Source organism: Saccharopolyspora soli, assembly GCF_022678645.1.
In the GTDB taxonomy this organism is placed as follows: domain Bacteria; phylum Actinomycetota; class Actinomycetes; order Mycobacteriales; family Pseudonocardiaceae; genus Saccharopolyspora; species Saccharopolyspora soli.
The window spans coordinates 1-1,323 of record NZ_JALBWV010000165.1 but is presented as its reverse complement, the minus strand read 5'-3'; the positions used below and the strand labels follow the sequence as shown (position 1 = coordinate 1,323).

Sequence of the window (1,323 nt, the reverse complement as noted above, 5' to 3'; positions counted from 1 at the left end):
TGATGCTCCTATAGATCGTCAAGTGGTGTGAGTGAGGTCGGCGGGGTTGTTGGTTGGCTGGCAGAGGATTGTGTAGATCTCGCGGGCGAGGTAGCGCTTGAGGCAGCGGATGATCTCGGGTTTGGTCTTGCCTTCCGCGAGTCGTCGGGCCATGTAGTCGCGGGTGGGTTGGTGCCACCGCAGGCGGACTACGACGACGCGGTGCAACGCGGCATTGGCTTGCCGGTCTCCGCCTCGGTTGAGGCGATGGCGGTGGGTTTTGCCTGATGAGGCTGGGACGGGGCTGGCACCGCAGAGCGCGGCGAAGGCGGCTTCGGAGTGGAGTCGTTGGGGGTTGTCGCCGACGGTGGCTAGCAGTGTTGCGGCGCTGTTTGGTCCGATCCCGAACGTGTTCAGCAGGTTCGGGGCGGTGGCCGCGGTGAGCTGGTTGATCTCGATTTCCAGGGCTTTGCTCTCAGCGCGCAGGGCCAGGATGCGGCGGGCCAGTAGACGCAGGGTGTGTTTGGCCGCGGCGGTCGTGCAATCCAGCGTGCCGGGGCGTAAGGCCCACAACGGTCCAGGAGCTTGCTGCTTGTCAAGCCGGCCAGGCTCTCGCGTAGCGGCGCCGGCACCGTCACCAACAACCCCTTGAGCTGGTTGATCGACTGGGTGCAAGCCTTGACCGCGGAATCCTTGGCGATCTTGAGCATACGGATCATTTCCACAGTTCCCGCACCGGTTTTCGGAGCACCGGTGGCCACCGCGGCCTGCACCGCCCGAGCGGCCATCTCCGCGTCGATCGGGTCGCTTTTGCCCACGCGGTAACGGGTAGCGCGGTCCGGGCGGTTGACTTCCACCACCCGGTGTCCGCGCTCCAGGAGAAACCGGGCCAGCCCTGCCCCATAGGAGCCCGTTCCCTCCAACCCGAAAACCTCAACCGTGCCCAGTCCTGTGGCCCAACGCTCAAGCTGTTGGTAGCCGGTCGAGGTGGCCGGGACGTGTACCTGGTCTAGGCGCACGCCTCGCTGGTCAAGGGCGATGGCAACGTGGATGTCTTTGTGGGTGTCGACACCCACTGTGATCCTGTCATCGGGGTGCGGCATGCTGATGATGGCTGTCTCCTCCGTCGTCCTTGGTGGAAGTGGCTACCCCGGACAGGCGAGCGGACAAGACTGCGATGGTGCCTCTAGGCCAGGCTCCTATTAGGTCACTGCCCGCCTGGCCAGCGGGCCAGAAGCCGCCCCAGGCCCGAGCCGACAGATCAACTTGAAGGCACGAAGCCGGTCCCGTAAAGAGTCAGACCCGAGTAGGGGACGGCATAACCGATCATCGCAGTCCCGTAAT

The 1,323-nt window shown here is 64.7% G+C and carries 1 protein-coding gene and 1 pseudogene; both read right to left on the bottom strand.

All coding sequences use genetic code 11. The features are described from left to right. Positions 1–18: 18 nt before the first annotated feature. Positions 19–552 (bottom strand): transposase, encoded by a 534-nt coding sequence (locus MOQ72_RS44095; RefSeq protein ID WP_242192031.1) that lies wholly within the window; start codon positions 550–552, stop codon positions 19–21. Between the two features lie 71 nt (positions 553–623). Continuing rightward, a pseudogene (locus MOQ72_RS45985) lies at positions 624–1,082 on the bottom strand (IS110 family transposase); the annotation flags it as partial. Positions 1,083–1,323 lie beyond the last annotated feature (241 nt).